The 15,186-nt window shown below is 73.8% G+C and carries 20 protein-coding genes and 1 pseudogene; 4 read left to right on the forward strand and 17 right to left on the reverse strand.

Features of this window, described 5'->3' with window-relative positions:
- Nucleotides 1-12: 12 nt before the first annotated feature.
- Entirely contained in the window at nucleotides 13-1,089 is a 1,077-nt protein-coding gene (locus ACQP04_RS27650) for a carboxylate-amine ligase (RefSeq protein ID WP_433503463.1), read from the forward strand.
- A 9-nt stretch (nucleotides 1,090-1,098) separates the two neighbouring features.
- Here ACQP04_RS27650 and ACQP04_RS27655 read toward each other — a convergent pair whose 3' ends face one another.
- From ACQP04_RS27655 to ACQP04_RS27710, 12 genes are all read right to left on the reverse strand, one after another.
- Complete coding sequence (locus tag ACQP04_RS27655; RefSeq protein ID WP_433503464.1) at nucleotides 1,099-1,959, reverse strand: Ku protein; 861 nt, start codon at nucleotides 1,957-1,959, stop codon at nucleotides 1,099-1,101.
- 70 nt (nucleotides 1,960-2,029) lie between these two features.
- Nucleotides 2,030-2,326, reverse strand: a complete 297-nt coding sequence (locus ACQP04_RS27660; protein WP_037046795.1) for a gas vesicle protein K — start codon at nucleotides 2,324-2,326, stop codon at nucleotides 2,030-2,032.
- The gene (locus ACQP04_RS27665) at nucleotides 2,319-2,570 is read right to left on the reverse strand and encodes a gas vesicle protein (protein ID WP_433503465.1); all 252 of its coding nucleotides are present in this window, start codon (nucleotides 2,568-2,570) and stop codon (nucleotides 2,319-2,321) included. Before ACQP04_RS27665 ends, ACQP04_RS27660 begins: the two co-directional genes overlap by 8 nt.
- On the reverse strand, nucleotides 2,567-3,316 hold the full coding sequence (locus ACQP04_RS27670; RefSeq protein WP_433503466.1) for a GvpL/GvpF family gas vesicle protein: 750 nt from the start codon (nucleotides 3,314-3,316) through the stop codon (nucleotides 2,567-2,569). Before ACQP04_RS27670 ends, ACQP04_RS27665 begins: the two co-directional genes overlap by 4 nt.
- Nucleotides 3,313-3,771 (reverse strand): gas vesicle protein, encoded by a 459-nt coding sequence (locus ACQP04_RS27675; RefSeq protein ID WP_433503467.1) that lies wholly within the window; start codon nucleotides 3,769-3,771, stop codon nucleotides 3,313-3,315. The genes ACQP04_RS27670 and ACQP04_RS27675 overlap by 4 nt, the downstream gene beginning before the upstream one ends.
- Nucleotides 3,768-4,205, reverse strand: coding sequence for a gas vesicle protein GvpO (gvpO, locus tag ACQP04_RS27680; RefSeq protein WP_433503468.1), 438 nt, complete (start codon nucleotides 4,203-4,205; stop codon nucleotides 3,768-3,770). Before gvpO ends, ACQP04_RS27675 begins: the two co-directional genes overlap by 4 nt.
- A gap of 13 nt (nucleotides 4,206-4,218) precedes the next feature.
- Nucleotides 4,219-4,449 (reverse strand): gas vesicle protein GvpG, encoded by a 231-nt coding sequence (locus tag ACQP04_RS27685; RefSeq protein ID WP_037046791.1) that lies wholly within the window; start codon nucleotides 4,447-4,449, stop codon nucleotides 4,219-4,221.
- 6 nt (nucleotides 4,450-4,455) lie between these two features.
- Nucleotides 4,456-5,187: a GvpL/GvpF family gas vesicle protein gene (locus ACQP04_RS27690; protein WP_037046788.1), complete on the reverse strand. Its 732-nt coding sequence runs from the start codon at nucleotides 5,185-5,187 to the stop codon at nucleotides 4,456-4,458.
- Entirely contained in the window at nucleotides 5,184-5,621 is a 438-nt protein-coding gene (gene gvpJ / locus ACQP04_RS27695; RefSeq protein WP_433503469.1) for a gas vesicle protein GvpJ, read from the reverse strand. Before gvpJ ends, ACQP04_RS27690 begins: the two co-directional genes overlap by 4 nt.
- A gap of 3 nt (nucleotides 5,622-5,624) precedes the next feature.
- Nucleotides 5,625-6,887 carry an SRPBCC family protein gene (locus ACQP04_RS27700; protein WP_433503470.1) on the reverse strand — a complete coding sequence of 421 codons (1,263 nt, stop codon included), beginning with the start codon at nucleotides 6,885-6,887 and terminating at the stop codon, nucleotides 5,625-5,627.
- Complete coding sequence (locus ACQP04_RS27705) at nucleotides 6,880-7,626, reverse strand: hypothetical protein (protein ID WP_433503471.1); 747 nt, start codon at nucleotides 7,624-7,626, stop codon at nucleotides 6,880-6,882. Before ACQP04_RS27705 ends, ACQP04_RS27700 begins: the two co-directional genes overlap by 8 nt.
- A 381-nt stretch (nucleotides 7,627-8,007) precedes the next feature.
- Entirely contained in the window at nucleotides 8,008-8,463 is a 456-nt protein-coding gene (locus tag ACQP04_RS27710; RefSeq protein WP_433503472.1) for a hypothetical protein, read from the reverse strand.
- A gap of 217 nt (nucleotides 8,464-8,680) precedes the next feature.
- Here ACQP04_RS27710 and ACQP04_RS27715 point away from each other — a divergent pair, with 217 nt between their 5' ends.
- Together ACQP04_RS27715 and ACQP04_RS27720 are read left to right on the forward strand one after the other, a co-directional pair.
- Entirely contained in the window at nucleotides 8,681-9,634 is a 954-nt protein-coding gene (locus tag ACQP04_RS27715; RefSeq protein ID WP_433503473.1) for an LLM class F420-dependent oxidoreductase, read from the forward strand.
- A 113-nt stretch (nucleotides 9,635-9,747) separates the two neighbouring features.
- The gene (locus ACQP04_RS27720) at nucleotides 9,748-10,482 is read left to right on the forward strand and encodes a G1 family glutamic endopeptidase (protein WP_433503474.1); all 735 of its coding nucleotides are present in this window, start codon (nucleotides 9,748-9,750) and stop codon (nucleotides 10,480-10,482) included.
- 12 nt (nucleotides 10,483-10,494) lie between these two features.
- Here the strand turns inward: ACQP04_RS27720 and ACQP04_RS27725 are convergent, their stop codons facing one another.
- Nucleotides 10,495-12,120, reverse strand: coding sequence for a Na+/H+ antiporter (locus tag ACQP04_RS27725; protein ID WP_433503475.1), 1,626 nt, complete (start codon nucleotides 12,118-12,120; stop codon nucleotides 10,495-10,497).
- 88 nt (nucleotides 12,121-12,208) lie between these two features.
- Here ACQP04_RS27725 and ACQP04_RS27730 point away from each other — a divergent pair, with 88 nt between their 5' ends.
- A complete protein-coding gene (locus tag ACQP04_RS27730; protein ID WP_433508454.1) occupies nucleotides 12,209-12,829 on the forward strand; it encodes a ribonuclease H family protein in 621 nt (206 codons plus the stop codon).
- A gap of 11 nt (nucleotides 12,830-12,840) precedes the next feature.
- Here the strand turns inward: ACQP04_RS27730 and ACQP04_RS27735 are convergent, their stop codons facing one another.
- The 4 genes and pseudogenes from ACQP04_RS27735 to ACQP04_RS27750 all read right to left on the reverse strand — a co-directional run bounded on the left by ACQP04_RS27735 (nucleotide 12,841) and on the right by ACQP04_RS27750 (nucleotide 15,168).
- A complete protein-coding gene (locus ACQP04_RS27735; protein WP_037046779.1) occupies nucleotides 12,841-13,113 on the reverse strand; it encodes a DUF3040 domain-containing protein in 273 nt (90 codons plus the stop codon).
- A gap of 50 nt (nucleotides 13,114-13,163) precedes the next feature.
- Nucleotides 13,164-13,319, reverse strand: a pseudogene (locus ACQP04_RS27740) (DUF3140 domain-containing protein); the annotation flags it as partial.
- 14 nt (nucleotides 13,320-13,333) lie between these two features.
- Nucleotides 13,334-14,533, reverse strand: a complete 1,200-nt coding sequence (locus ACQP04_RS27745; protein WP_433503476.1) for an alcohol dehydrogenase catalytic domain-containing protein — start codon at nucleotides 14,531-14,533, stop codon at nucleotides 13,334-13,336.
- Between the two features lie 35 nt (nucleotides 14,534-14,568).
- Entirely contained in the window at nucleotides 14,569-15,168 is a 600-nt protein-coding gene (locus ACQP04_RS27750; RefSeq protein ID WP_433503477.1) for a flavodoxin family protein, read from the reverse strand.
- Nucleotides 15,169-15,186: the final 18 nt, after the last annotated feature.

The following is a 15,186-nucleotide window of genomic DNA, read 5'->3' on the forward strand; positions in this document are numbered from 1 at the left end:
GATACTAACCGCGTGGCAGTGCGGACGCTCGGCGTCGAGGAGGAGTTCCTGCTGGTCGATCCCGACTCGGGGGAACCGCGCGCGGTCGGCTCGACCGTGCTGCGCCGGGCTGGGGAGGGTGAGCTCACCGCGGAGCTGCAGGCGGAACAGGTCGAGACGGCGACCGACCCGGTGCGCGACCTCGACGACCTGCTCGGCGAGATCCACGTCCGGCGCGCGGAGGCGGCCCGGGCCGCCCGGGCCGCGGGCGTGGAGGCGGTGCCGCTCGCGACCCCACCCGTCGCCGCCGACGCGCACGTCTCCCCGAGCCCCCGATACCGCGCGATGGTGGAGCGCTTCGGCCGCACCGGCCGCCAGCAGCTGACCTGCGCCTGCCACGTGCACGTCGCCGTCGACTCCGCCGAGGAGGCCGTCGGCGCGCTCGACCGGATCCGGCCCTGGCTCGCGGTGCTGATCGCGCTGTCGGTCAACTCGCCCTTCTGGTCGGGTGCCGACACCGGCTACGCGGGCTTCCGCAGCCAGGTGTGGGGGCGCTGGCCCTCGGCGGGCCCGACCGGCCCCTACGGCTCCGCCGCCGCGTACCGCGAGCTCACCGAGACCCTGCTCGGCACCGACACCCTGCTCGACGAGGGCATGCTCTACTTCGACGCCCGCCTCTCCCACCAGCACCCGACCCTCGAGGTCCGGGTGGCGGACGTCTGCCGCGAGCCGGCCGACGCCGTCCTCGTCGCCGCCCTGACCCGCGCGCTGGTCGAGACGGGGGCCCGGGAGTGGGCGGCCGGCGTCCCCGCCGACCCGGTGCGCACCGAGGTCCTGCGGCTGGCGGCGTGGCGCGCGAGTCGATCGGGGCTGGACGACGACCTGCTGGATCCCCGCACCTGGCGCCCCGGGCCGGCGGCGGACGTCGTGCGTGCCCTGGTCGACCACGTCCGCCCCGCCCTGGACGACGCCGGCGACCTCGACACGGTCGGCGAGCTCTGGCACGCCCTGACGGCACGCCGTCCCGGTGCGACCCACCAGCGCCGCGCGTTCGAGAAGGGCGGCGACCTCCGCGCCGTGGTGCTCGACGCGCTCGCCGCGCGGGACTGACGGGGCCGGTCAGGAGGCCTTGCGTCGGGAGCCGGACGACTTCCCGCCCGACTTCCCGCCCGACCTCCCGCCGGACTTGCCCGACTTCTTCCCGCGGGCCTCCTCGACGCTGCGCTGCAGGGCCTCCAGCAGCGCCGACATCTCGGTGGGCTCGGGCGGCTCCGCCTCGGTGACGATCTCCTTGCCCTGCTTCTTGTCCTCGATGAGCTTCCCGACCCGGTCGCGGTAGGTGTCGCGGTACTGGTCGGGCTTCCACGGCCCGCTCATCGACTCGATGAGCTGCGTGGCCATCTTCAGCTCCTTGTCCCCCGGCTTGGTCCGGCGCGTCGGCACGTTGTCCAGCTCCGAGGGGTCCCGGACCTCGTCGGCGAAGTGCAGGGTGTGCAGGGCCATGACCGCACCGTCGGCCCGCACCGCGGCCAGGTACTCCTTGCCGCGCATCACGAACGTGCCGATCGCGGCCTTGTCGCCCTGCATCATCGCCTCGCGCAGCAGCGCGTAGGGTTTGCGGTACTCGTCGCCGGTCGGGGCCAGCCAGTAGGTGCGCTGGTAGTACACGGGGTCGATGTCGGCGAGGTCGACGAAGTCGGTGATGTCGAGGGTGCGGGAGCGGCCGGGCGCGATCTGGTCCAGCTCCTCCTGCTCGACCACGACGTACTCGCCGTCGCCGACCTCCGCCCCCTTGACGACGTCGCCGTAGTCGACCTCCTCGCCGGTGCGCTCGTTGACCCGCTGGTTGCGGATGCGGTCCGAGGTGCCCCGCTGGAACTGGTGGAAGTGCACGGTGTGGTCGTCCGTCGCGGTGAACAGCCCCACCGGGATCGACACCAGCCCGAAGGTGATCGAGCCCGTCCAGATCGCGCGTGCCACGCCGCCTCCCTCGTCCCGCCCGGCCGGTCCGGGCGACGGTCCTGTACCCGCCGCGGTGCCCCGTCACCCGTCAGCGGCTGCCGGCCTCCGGGCCGAGCAGGTTACCGAGCGGGCCGAGGTCGATGTTCAGGTCGCCGGGCTCCAGTCCGAAGTGCTCGCGCAGCTCGACCATCGCCTCCTCGAGGCGCATCAGGCCGAGCCCGAGCTGCTCGATCTTCTCGTCGGGGAGGTCGCCGGCATCGACCCGGCGCAGTGCCTGCCGCTCCATGAGCTGGCGCAGCAGCTCCACGATCGTCAGCACCAGCCGGCCGAGGTCGCGGCCGACCGTGTCCGGCTGGGCCTCCACGCGGCGGGGCAGCTCAGGCACGCCGGACCTCCGTGAGCTCGGCCTCCTGCCGTGCTGACTCCGAAAGGGCGGACTCCGGGACGGCGGGCTCCTGCCCCTCCATCAGGGTCGAGACGGAGCTGATCAGCGCCCGCAGCGAGACGTGCACGAGGTCGACGTCCGCCAGCGAGATCGTGATGTCGCCGGTGAGCATCACGCCGCCCGCGAGCAGCCGGTCGAGCAGGTCGACGAGGCTCAGCTCGTCGTCCGGGTGGGCGAGGGTCACGGCTCCCCCAGCGTGGCGAAGGAGAAGGGCGGCCACGGCCCGGTGAGCTCGACCGTCGCCCCCTCCGCCTCGACCGCGGCGAGCGCCGCCCGGAACTCGTCCTCCCCGTCCGTGTCGACCAGGTACGTCGCGTTGAGCACCATCTCCTGCTCGCGGCCGCTGAGCCGGGCGTCCTGCGGCTTCATCCGGTGCGCCCCGGCCGCGACCTGCGCGAGCCCCTCGTCGAGCCGGTCGGCGACGGCCCGGGCGCGCTCGCGGGCCTGCGCGCCGCGGTCCCGGTCGGCCCGCCGGCGCAACAGGTACGACGTCCCGGGGCGATCCGACGACGCCGGCGCCTCGGCCGGGGCCTCGGGCTTCGCGTCGACGTAGACCTTGACGCCCCACTCCCGCCGGTCCCGGACGCGCTCGAGGACGGTCCCGAACTCCACCGCCCGCTCGCGCAGCATCCGCGCGACCGCCTCGTCGTCCCGGTAGACGGTGGCCAGCCGCAGCGGCGCCGTCGGTTCCTCGCCCGCCGCCTCCACGATCACCGCGTGGTGCGCGCGGGCGAGCCGCTCGATACGGGCCAGGTCCTCCATCGCGCGGGCGAGCGCCGCCTCGTCGAACTCCTCCTCGCGCACCGTGCCGACCACGGCGACGAGCGGGCCCTCGACGACGAGCCGCGGGCTCTCGCCGTCGACGCCCGGCCCGGCGGGCGGCCGGTCCGCCCCGCCGAGGCGCACCGCGTACAGCCAGACCAGGCTCATCCGCGCTCCTCCCGGGACCGGGCGCTCCGCCTGCGCGTCGGCTCCGGCTCGGGCTCCGGCCCGGATTCCTCCTCGGGCTCCGGCTCGGACTCCACCTCGGCCTCCGGAGCCGATCCGTTCTCCAGCTCGCCGCGGGTGCGGGCGGCCTCGAGGTCGCCGATGCGCTGCCGCAGCCGGCGGTTCTCCTCGTTCAGGTCGCGCTGCCCGGAGCTGAGGCTCGGGTCGTGCTCCCACCAGTCGATGCCCATCTCACGGGCCTTGTCGACCGAGGCGACGAGCAGCCTGATCTTGATCGTCAGCAGCTCGATGTCGAGCAGGTTCACGCGGATGTCGCCGGCGATCACGATGCCCTTGTCGAGCACGCGCTCCAGGATGTCGGCGAGGTTCGTCGACTCCTGGCGGTGCTCGGGCGGACGCGCCGTGCGGCCCGGTACCGGAAGGCCCCCGGTCGTCATCGTCCTCCTCTGTGCATCTGGCCCCGGCTGTAGCGGCCGGTGCGGCGGTAGCCGTGGAGGTCGCCGCGGGAGTCGACGTCCACCTCGAAGACGGCCAGGATGTCGGCCGAGTCCGGGATGCGGCGGGTCTCCACGACCTCGACGCCGATCGACCAGCCCTCGTCGCGCCGCTCGATCGACACCACCGACTCCAGCTCGCGGCCGGTCAGCGAGACGATCTGCTCCGCCGCGCGGCGGGCCGCCTCGGCGGGCAGCGCGTGGCCGTTGCGCCCGGCCTCGCCCGAGCCGCCCGAGCCGCCGCCCGACCCGCCCTCGGAGCCGCCGTCGGACGCGCCGTCCGACGCCTCCTTCGACGCCGTCCGCCGCGTGGCCGTCCTCTTCGTCCGGGTCGCGGGCGCGTCGTCCCGCTCGGTGTGCTCCTGGTCGTCCGTCATCGGTCTCCGCCGGTCAGGCGCGGCGCACCATGAGCCGCTGCAGCAGCTCGTTCTCCCGCTCCGCGGCCTCCTCGTCGGAGAGCTCGCCGGTGCGGCGCGCCTCGTCGACCCACTCCAGCTCCGCGCGGATCCGCGCCGGGTCGTAGTACTGCTGTTCGGCCTGGTCCTGGATCTGCTCGGCCAGCCACAGGACACCGCGGACCGGGGCCAGCGGCAGTCCCAGCAGACCCGACACGAGACCCATCGGCGATCACTCCTCCGGCACGAAGTCGTAGGGGGCGAGCGGCCCGAGCAGCCGCAGCTTCAGCCACTCGTGGGTGTCCGCACCCAGTTCCTCGACGGCGGCCTCGAACTCCTCCGCCCCGTCCCTGCGTACCAGGAACGCCGCGTTGACGACGTCCTCGGGCTGGGTCGGCGTGGTGGTCGAGACCGCCTCGGCGAACGGGCCGATCCGGTCGACGATGTCCTTCGCGTCGACCTCGCGGCGCTCCTCGAGCGCCTTGACGATCAGCTCGCCGAGCTTGACGCGGTCGTAGTAGGCCGCGTCCTCGGGCACCCCGCGGATGCGCTCCTGCAGCTCGCGCACCCCCGAGTCCTCCTCCACGACCTCGCGGAGCAGGACGTCCTGGTCGTAGCGGCCCTTGAGGGTGTACTGGACGGTGCCCTCGAGCTGGTCCAGCGCCCGGACGAACCGGTCGTGGTGCGGCGCGAGGAGCTCCTCGAGCACACCCTCCTCCTCGATCACGGCCGGGAACCGCATCGGGAGCACGGTCGTGCGGGCGGCCACCGAGTCCACCACGGCCTCGTGGGCCACCAGGTCGTCCCGGGTGCCGAGCGGGCGGTCGAGCGGGACGTCGCCCACGATCGCGGCCACCTTCTCGTGCACCACGGTGGTCACCGTGCCCGACGGGCCCAGCCCCACCAGGTCGTCGGGCAGCTCGGCGTCCGCCCGGACGAGCCCGTAGACGTACGTCGCGCTCACGCCTCACGCTCCCGCGTCCGCTGTGGCCGGCGCCGGCGCGGCGCCTCCTCCCGCTCCTCCTCGCGGTTGTTGCCGCCCAGGAGCTCCCCGACCTTGTCGACGGCCGCGTCGAGGGCGCCGGCGGTCTTGCCCTTGGCGCCGCCCTCCATCATCCCCTGGGTGAGCTCGGTGAGGTCCTTGCCGCCCTTGCCCTTGCCGTAGAGGTCGAGCCGGTTGGTGGCCTCGGCGAAGCGCAGGAACGTGTCCACGCTCGCCACCACCACGCGCGCGTCGATCGTGAGGATCTCGATCCCCACCAGCGACACCCGCACGAACACGTCGATGACCAGGCCCTTGTCCAGGATCAGCTCGACGACGTCGGCGAGGCCGCTCGAACCGCCCCCGCCGCCGCGGTCGACGTGCCCCCCGCCGCCCGTCTGGGTCGCCACCGTCATCGCTCATCGACTCCTTCCGCCGGCGCCCGCGGTCTGCCGGCGTGCGGTGCGGCGGCGGGCCGGGGGCGGCTCCTCGTCGGGTTCCTCGTCGGGCTCGGTGTCCTCGTCGGCGGCCGTGTCCGCCTCGTCGGCCTCCTCGTACTCCTCGTCCGGCTCCTCCTCCGGCTCCTCGTCGGCGTACTCGTCGGCCTCCTCGTAGTCCTCCTCGGGCTCCTCGTCGGCGTACTCCTCGGACTCGTCGACCGGGCCCTCGTCGGCCTCCTCCGCGGGCTCCTCCTCGTAGTCCTCGTCGTACTCGGCGGCCGGCTCGGCCTCCTCGTCGTACTCCTCGTCCCCGCCGGCCTCGGCGTACTCGTCGCGCTCCTCGGGCTCACCCTCCTCCTCGCGGGCGCGCTGCTCCTCGTCGAGCGCCTCCTCGTGGGTCGTCACGACCTCGGCGTCCCGGATCTCGCCGCGCCAGCCCTCGATCTCGTCCTGGTGCAGCATGGCCGTGGTCATGGCGTGCCGGCGGAAGTGCTTGAACTCCAGCCGGGCGCGGCGGCCCTGTGCGCGCCAGATGTTGCCGGTGCGCTCGAACAGGCCCTGCGGGTGGTACTCGAGCACCAGCAGCACCCGGGTGAGGTTCGGGCCCAGGCCGGTGAAGCTCACCGCCCCGTCCACGTGCCCCTTGGGTCCCTTCGAGCGCCACATGACGTGCGAGTCGGCGACCTGCTCCATGGTCGTCGCCTCCCACTCGCGGTGGGACCAGAAGACCTTCGCCTTCCAGTGGGTCTTCTCGTCGGTGATCTGGTCGACGCTCTCGACCTTCTTCATGAAGCCCGGGAAGTCGGCGTACTGGGTCCACAGGTTGTAGGTGGTGCGCACCGGGAGCCCGACGTCGATCTCCTCGACGATGTTGGTCAGCTTGACCTTCTTGCCGCCGCCGCTGCCGCCGCCTCCGCCCTCGGAGTCCTCGCCGCCGCCGCCGAACAGGCCGCTCACCTTCTCCTTGATCCCGGAGAAGAACCCGCCGCCCTTGCCACCGCCGTCGCCGTCGCCGTCCTCGTCGTCCGGGTCGTCCCCGTCGTCGTCGCGATGGCGGCCGAGCGCCTCGCGGACGCCGGACCCGCCGTTCTCGGTGACGGTGTCGAGGCGGTCGGTCAGGTTCGTGACCCGGTCGGTCGCGGCCTCGGCGGCCCGCTGCACCAGCATCGACAGCAGCCGCGAGCCGGCGTCCTTCAACGCGTCGGACGGCAGCGCCTCCGCCAGTTTCGACGTGTCAGGCATCGCTGCTCCTCCGCTTGGCGGCGGCCTTGCCACGACCCGAGGCGGCCTTCGCCCCGCCGGCGGCGGCCCGCGCCCCGGTCCGGGCCGTGGCGGTGCCCGCGGCCGCGGTACGACGCCCGGAGCCGCCGGCCCGGGACCCCGCCCCGCGCGACGTGCCCTGGGCCTTGGCCGTGCGGCGCCGCGGCTTCGGCTCCTCCTCGGGCTCCTCCTGCTCGTCCTCGGCCGGCTCGCCGCCCCGGTCGGTCTCCTCGTCGGAGTCGGCGCCGGTGGCCTCGCGGGCGCTCTCGACGGCGCTCTGCGCGGCGTCCGTCCCCGCCCCGGCGGCGTCCTCCCCGGTGTCCGAGGCGTCCGACGCCGCGTCGGAGGCGGTGTCCCCGGCCTTGCCCGGCTTCTCCTTCGCGCCGTCCTTCGCGCCGTCCTTCGCGCCCGCAGCCCCGCTCGCGAGGGTCTCGACCCGCTGACCGACCTTGTCGGTCAGCGCGGCGACCTGGCGCGCCGCCACGGCCATGGCGGCGCCCTTGCCCGCCTCCAGCAGCCGCCCACGGACCTGGTCGCTCAGCGCCGAGAGCTCGGGCGAGCTGTTGAGCAGCTTGGTGGCCTGGCCCAGGAGCTCACCCGGCCCGCCCGCACGACGCCCTGCGGCCATCCCGCCGAGCATCAGGGCGAGCTTCATCTTCTTGGTGCGTCCCAGGAAGTAGCCGCCGGCTACCCCGAGCGCCACCCGTGCGCCGCATTTCATCGTGCCTCCATGTTGTGGTGGCCGGCCCGCGCCCGCGCGAAGGGACCGATGTCTCCGAACCGCTCGCGCCCGAGCCCCGAACCGGGGTCAGCAGCTTCTACCCGAACGGATCTGGCCGCACACGCTGATCGCCGACATCAGCCATTTTTGCGCCGTTCGGCCCACCCGCCCGGACCATTTCCCGGAAATGCTCCTGGAACAGGCGGGTGAGCGCCGCTGCGACGGTTCCGTGACCGCGCTGGGCCGAACGAGCGCCTACCGCCCGGTCGGCCCAATGGCTGGTCACGGTGCGGAATCGGGCGTGCGGACAGCGTGCGGGAAAGGAACGGCGACAGCCGCCGGAGTCCGGCGTGAACGGGCCCCGCGGGCCGGAAGAACGGATCATGAGGATCCGGCTTTGGCGGCCGCCACGATGATCAGCACGATCAGCGCCACGAGCAGCAGCACCACGGTGATCGGCAACAACACGATCGCGAGCACGAGGGCGAGAATGATCGCCACCCGCATTCCGGTGCTCATGGCCCCGACCGCGCCTTTCAACGCACCCCAGATCGGGTTCTTCCCGGCCAGCCCGGCACGGACGCCGCCCAGCAGCCCGCCCATGGCGAGCCCGCCCGAGGAGGCCATCTTCTGGACCAGCCCGCCCAGGTTCTCCACGTTCTCCAGGACGAGCCCGACCGAGCTGCGCAGGAGCGTGCGGAGCAGGTTGCGCAGGCTCTCCTTGAGGTCGGCGACCGCGGCGTTCCGGCGCTCGGCGGCGTCGCGGCCCGCCGGGCGCGACCCGTTGCTCGACCGCGGGGCGTCGCCGCCCATCTCCAGCGCCGTCATGGGCCGCATGTGTTCCTCCCCGCCTGCGCCGCCCGGGGCGTGCGGCGCTCGTGGCCGTCTACCCCGATCCGGGTCGGCGCCACTCACCGCACGGGCGGTCCCGCGCGGATTCCGCCCGACCGTCGCAGCGCGCGGTCGTGGAGGACGGCTCGCGTTGCCCCGTCCGGAGCAGTCCGGGTGCCGGGGTGCCGCGGTTCGCGCGGGCGCGTGGGGGTAGCGCTCCCCGATGGCGAGCATCGGCTACTTCCTGTCCTGCGAGCAGTACGGCCCGAAGGAGCTCGTCGCCCAGGCGCGGGCGGCGGAACGGGCCGGCTTCGAGCGGCTCTGGATCTCCGACCACTTCCACCCGTGGAACGACGAGCAGGGCCAGAGCCCGTTCGTCTGGTCCGTGATCGGGGCGCTGTCCGAGGCGGTGTCGCTGCCGGTCACGACCGCGGTGACCTGCCCGACGGTGCGCATCCACCCGGCCGTGATCGCCCAGGCCGCCGCGACCGCCGCGGTGCAGCTCGACGGCCGGTTCGTCCTCGGCGTCGGCAGCGGCGAGCTGCTCAACGAGCACGTCCTCGGCGACGCCTGGCCGTCCGTCGGCGAGCGGCTGGCCATGCTCGAGGAGGCGGTCGACGTGATCCGCCTGCTGCACAAGGGCGGGCAGATCAGCCACCACGGCACCTACTACGAGGTGCAGGAGGCGCGGATCTACACGCTCCCCGAGCAGCCGGTGCCGATCTACGTCTCCGGCTTCGGCCCGCAGGCCACCGAGCTGGCGGGCCGGATCGGCGACGGCTACTGCACGACGATGCCCGACGGCGACCTGGTCCGGACCTTCCGCGGGTCCGGCGGCGGGGACAAGCCCGTCCAGGGCGGCATGAAGGTGTGCTGGGAGCCCGACCGCGAGGCCGCGATCGACCGGGCGCACCGCCTGTGGGCCAACGACGCGCTGCCGGGTCAGCTCGGTCAGACCCTGCCCCGCCCGCAGGACTTCGCCGACGCCATGACGCTGGTGCCGCGCGAGCAGGTCGCCGAGGCGATCGTGTGCGGCGACGACCCCGAGGACCACCTCGCCCGGGTCCGGCAGTACCTCGACGCGGGCATCGACGAGGTCTACGTCCAGCAGGTCGGCGCCGACCACGACGGCTTCTTCCGCGGGTGGGCCGACACGGTGCTGCCGCAGCTGCGTTGACTCGGCGCCGAGCCTCGGATCCCGCCCGCTGACAAGGGCCCGACGGCCTGTCCTGCACGCGGTGCCGCGTGCTTGGCTTGCGCCCCTGTCCGGCCGCGAGGTGGGGGTGCGTCATGGCGGGAGCACGGGGACGGCACGGGCGCCGGGTGGTGGGCGCCCTCGTGGCGGCGGCGGGCGCGGTCCTGCTGCTGCTCGCCCCGCCGGGCGACCGGGGCGCCGCCACGACGGCGGCGTCCGGGCCGGACGGGCACGCCGGCTACCAGCCGGTCACCGGGTCCAACTGGTCCGGCTGGGCGGCGGTCGGATCCGGCTTCACCACGGTCGCCGCCGCCTGGTCGGCCCCCACGGTCCGCTGCGGTGCGCCCACCCAGGTCGTCGGGCCGTGGGTCGGGCTGGGCGGCGTCGTGACGAACACCGTGCAGCAGACGGGCCTCGAGATCACCTGCGCGTCCGGGAAGCCGGTGTACCGCGCCTGGTACGAGACGGCGCCGCAGCCGCCCGTGTACCACCCCGATCCGGTCGGCCCGGGCGACCGGATGACCGCGAGCGTGCACCGGACCGCGACGGGCTACACCCTCACCATCGCCGACACCACCCGCGGCTGGACGCGGACCGCACACACGGCCCACCTCCAGGACGACCACGCGTCGGCGGAGGTCGTCGTCGAGTCACCCACGGGCGCGTTCCCGGCGTTCGGCAGCCTCACGCTCTCCGGCGCCACCGTCGACGGCAGGCCCCTCGCCAGCACCGACCCGGTCGGCTTCGAGTCCGGCACGACGAGCGTGCGGCAGACGAGGACCGGACCGGTGCGCGGCGGCTCGTTCACCGTGAGCTACCTGCACGAGTAGGTGCCCAGGCGGCTAGCGCCGCCGGCGGAGCTGGGTCTCGTCCAGGTCGAGCTCCTGGCTGATCGCCACCATCGTGGTCCGGCTGATCTCCCCGTTCGCCTGCATCCGGCGCAGCGTCTCGCGCTCGACCTCGACCAGGCGCAGCCGCAGCGCGCTGACGTCCGTCGCGCCCTCGCCGTGGGCCTCCGGTTCCGGGCCGCCCTCGTCGTCGCCGTGCCGGTGGGCGTGCCGGGTGGCCTCCAGCTGGTCGCGCAGGTGGTCCCGGCGCAGCTCCAGGACCTGGCGCAGCTCCTCCACCCCGGCCGGCCCCGGCTCGTCCCGCTCGGCGACCTCGTCGAGCTCGCGCAGGGCGGCGTCGACGGCGGCCCGGCGCGCCCGCACCCCTTCGGTGCGCTCGCGCTCGTCGGGCCGCAGGTTCAGCACCTTCAGCAGCCGGGGCAGCGGGACGGTCTGGCCGACGAGGGTCACGAGCACCACCACCACGGTGAGGAACAGGAGCAGGTCCCGGCGCGGGAAGGGTGCGCCGTCCGCCGCGGTCAGCGGGATGGACAGCGCGACGGCGAGGGACACCGCCCCGCGCGGCCCGCACCAGCCGAGCACCACCCGTTCCCGCCAGGGCATCTGCGCGGCCAGCTCCTCCCGAACCGGCAGCAGCGCGCCCAGCGGCGCCACCAGCATCACCCACGCCAGGCGGACCAGGATCGCGACCACGACCACCGCCGCCGCCGCAACCGCCAGCGCCGTCCACGAGTACGCCCCGACCTCGCGGATCACCGCGGGCACCTGGATCCCCAGCAGTACGAACAGCAGCGCGACGAGCAGGGAGTTCAGCACCGTCCAGAAGGTCTCGGAGTGCAGCCGGACCGTCGGCTCGACCAGCCCGCGGCCGCGGACCCCGAGCCACACGGCGGCCGTGACCGTCGCGAGCACACCGGACGAGTGCAGCTCCTGCGCCGGCACGAAGGCGAGGTACGGCGTGACCAGGGAGAGGATCACGTGGCTCGCGGTGTCCCGGACGAACCGCCGCAGCGTCGCGCTGACGATCCCGACGACGAGCCCGAACGCGATGCCGCCGCCGACCTCGATCAGCAGCTGCAGGCCCACCTCGCCCACCGACGTCGTCGCGCCGACCGCGCTGATCGCCACGGCGAACAAGGTGAGCGCCACGCCGTCGTTGACCAGCCCCTCGGACTCCAGCACGGTCACCAGCCGGCGGGGCGCCCCGAGCCGCTGCAGCACCGACCCCGCGGCCACCGGGTCGGGCGGCGCGACGGCGGCGCCGAACGCGATCGCCGCGGCCCAGCCCACGTCGGGGAAGACCAGGAGGAGCGACCCGCCGACGGCGAGCGCGGTCGCCACGACGAGCCCGACGGACTGCCCGATGATCGGGACCAGGTTGTTCGCCGTCTCGCGCGGGTCGCTGAAGAACGCGGCGTAGTAGATCAGCGGCGGCAGGAAGACCAGCAGCACCAGGTCCGGCGAGAGCCGGACCTCGCCCACACCGGGGATGAACGCCGCCCCGACACCGAGCAGCACGTACACGGCGGCCTCGGGCAGCCCCGTCCGCCGGCTCACGAGGCGGCCGAGAACGACCCCCGCCGCCAGTACGAGCACCACGAGCAGGACCTGGGTCGGCACGGAGCAGTCGGTACCCGGCCGGGCGGCGGACCATGCCGGGCGCCCGGGCGGTGCCGCACGGGCCGGGTCGTAGGCTGGCCCGGTGCCGATGACCGCGAAGTACGCCACCACCTGCGGCGTCTGCTCCGGCCCCGTCCGGCCCGGTGAGGAGATCGCGAAGGCGGGCAGCTCCTGGGCACACTCGGCATGTGCCGAGACCGCGAAGAGCAGCGGGAAGGTCGAGCCCGGTGCGCTGACCGCCCGGCCGTCCCGGTCGGCCCCGCGCCCGGACATGCCCGCCGCCGAGGGCGCCCTCGAGGTGTGGACGGACGGGGCGTGCTCCGGCAACCCGGGCCCCGGCGGCTGGGCCTGGGCCACCCGGGACGGCCGGCAGGACAGCGGCGGCGAGGCCGGCACCACCAACCAGCGCATGGAGATCCGCGCGGCGCTCGAGGCGGTCCGGGCGCTCGACGGCCCGCTGGTGGTGGTCAGCGACTCGACCTACGTCGTCAACTGCTTCCGGGACGGCTGGTGGAAGGGCTGGCTCGCGCGCGGCTGGATCACGAGCGCGCGCAAGCCGGTGGTGAGCCGGGACCTGTGGGAGCCGCTGATCACCCTGGTCAACGAGCGCGGCGACGTGTCCTTCCGCTGGGTGAAGGGCCACTCCGGGGACGAGATGAACGACCTCGTCGACGCGCTGGCCGTGGAGCAGTCCCGCGCGGTCGCCTGACCGGCGGGCACTCAGCCGGCGGGCCGGTGGGTGCCGCCCCGCCGGAGCCACAGGGTGACGCCCATCCCCGTGACCAGCACGGCGAACAGCACCATCACCCCGGACAGCAGTGCCATTCCCGCGAGCAGGCCCAGCAGGCCGACCACGACGAGGAGCAGCGCCACCGCCCGCCGGGCACGCGTGGGGAAGCTCCCCTGCGCGAGGCGTTCGGCGAACCGCGGATCCTCCATCCGGATCGCCGCCTCGATGTCCTGCAACCGGCGCCGGTCCTCGTCGCTGAGCATGGCTCCCCCTCGCTCCTGCTGTGCGAGCGAACTCCTCCCGACCTGCCCGGTCAACAGTCCTTCGTGTCAATCCTTAGGGGGTCGTGATCCCAGTTCATCAGCGGGTACCGCCACTTCGTCCCGGTGACGTCGCCCTTCGGCTTCTGCGCCAGGTGGCGGTGCACGTAGCCGACGACCTTGCGCATGAACTCCTTGCGGACGTCCTCGTCGTCCTTGCCGCTCACGAGGTCGCGGTCCCGGGCTTGAACAGGACCTTCACCGCCCCGTCGCGCTTCTCCTGGAACATCTTGTAGGCGTCGGGCGCCGCCTCCAGCGGCACGTGGTGGGTCGCGAAGTCCTCGGTGCCCAGCGGGTCGTCGTCCGTGAGCAGCGGCAGCAGGTCCGGCACCCAGCGGTGCACGTTCGCCTGGCCCATCCGCAGCTGGATCTGCTTGTCGAACATCTGCAGCATCGGGAGCGGGTCGGCCATGCCGCCGTACACGCCGGACAGCGAGATCGTGCCGCCGCGGCGGACGAGCTGGATCGCCATCTGCAGGGCGGCCATCCGGTCCACGCCAGCGGCCTTCATGAAGGGCGCGGCCAGGGCGTCGGGCAGGTACCCGGTGAGCTGGTGGGCGATCTTGCCGAAGGGCGAGCCGTGCGCCTCCATCCCGACCGCGTCGATCACCGCGTCGGCGCCGCGGCCACCGGTGAGCGCGCGGACCGCGTCGGGGACGTCCTTGCCCGCGTCGCGCAGGTCGATGGTGGTCACGCCGCGGTTCTGCGCCCGCTGGAGCCGCTCGGGCACCAGGTCGATGCCGATGACCGTCTCGACGCCGCGGTGCCGGGCGATCCGCGCGGCCATGTCGCCGATCGGCCCCAGCCCGAGGACGACGAGGCTGCCGTCGCGCGGCGGGTCGGCGTAGGCGACGGCCTGCCAGGCCGTGGGCAGCACGTCGGACAGGTAGACGAAGCGGTCGTCCGGCGGGCCCTCGGGCACCTTGATCGGCAGCCGGTCGCCGAACGGCACGCGCAGGAACTCCGCCTGCCCGCCCGGCACCTGGCCGTAGAGCTTCGTGTAGCCGAACAGGGACGCCCCCATGCCCTGCTCGCGGTTCTGCGTGGTCTCGCACTGCGAGTGCAGCCCGCGCTCGCACATCCAGCAGGTCCCGCAGGAGACGTTGAAGGGCACCACGACGCGGGCGCCGACCTCGAGCGAGGTCACGCCCGGGCCCTTCTCCGCGACGATCCCCATCGGCTCGTGGCCGAGGATGTCGCCCTCGCCGAGGAACGGGCCCAGCACCTCGTACAGGTGCAGGTCCGAACCGCACAGCCCGGTCGAGGTGATCTGCACGATGATGTCGTCGGGGTCCTTGATGGACGGATCCGGGTGGGTGTCCACCCGGACGTCGCGCTTGCCGTGCCAGGTGAGTGCGCGCACGACGCCTCCTCTCTCGCCCTTGCGCAGGGCCTTCCTCAGGCGGGGTACCGGTGCTCGTTCAGCAGCCGGGCCAGGTGCGCCGCGTTGGCGGCGAGGGTGGCGGTCGTGGCCGCCACCGGCTCGGGGGTGTCGTCGAGGTCCTTGTAGTCCGTGCCGGACATCGCCTCGCCGTTCCGGTAGACGGACCCCTGCGCCGGCACCGTGAAGCCGGTGTCGTTGAGGGCCTGGAACAGGTCGGCCGCGATCTTGTGGGCCCCGTCCTCGTTGCCGACGACGGCGGCCACGGCGACCTTGCCGAACATCAGCGGCCGGCCCTCGTCGTCCGTCTCGGAGATCTCGGCGTCGAGGCGCTCCAGCACGCGCTGCGCGATGCTGCTCGGGTGCCCGACCCAGGTCGGGGTGGCGAACACCAGGATGTCGGACTCGAGGATCCGCTCCCGCAGGCCCGGCCATTCGTCGCCGTCGCCCATGTCCGGCTGCACGCCGGGGCGCACGTCGTGGTCGATCACCCGCACCGTGTCGCCCACGACGTCGTGCTGCTTCAGCGCGGCGAGCACCTCGTCGATCATCTTCTGCGTGCTCGACCCCGTCGGCGACCGGTTCAGCGTGCAGTTCAGGGCCAGGGCGGTCAGCATGGCGGACCTTCCGTTCGC

This window comes from Pseudonocardia halophobica (assembly GCF_050948485.1).
Classification (GTDB): domain Bacteria; phylum Actinomycetota; class Actinomycetes; order Mycobacteriales; family Pseudonocardiaceae; genus Pseudonocardia; species Pseudonocardia halophobica.